Genomic DNA, 233 nt, shown 5'->3' on the forward strand with positions numbered 1-233 from the left:
CTAGAAAACGATCAAGAAATCGCGTTTCAAAATAAAGTGTTTATTTTAAATAGGACACCAATACTCGAAAATAACAGTACGGTAGGCGTTGTATGCAGTTTTAGAGATAAAACAGAACTGCAAAACCTTGTGAACACAATATCTGAGGTAAGAAAGTATTCCGAGGACTTACGCGCTCAAACACATGAATTTACAAATAAGCTTTTCGTCTTATCAGGATTACTTCAGTTAGG

General features: G+C 35.2%; 1 pseudogene. It reads left to right on the forward strand.

Annotation, left to right across the window (positions count from 1 at the left end):
• Window positions 1–233 (forward strand): annotated as a pseudogene (locus tag SB775_RS34145) (sensor histidine kinase); the annotation flags it as partial.

This window comes from Peribacillus sp. SIMBA_075 (genome assembly GCF_046534585.1).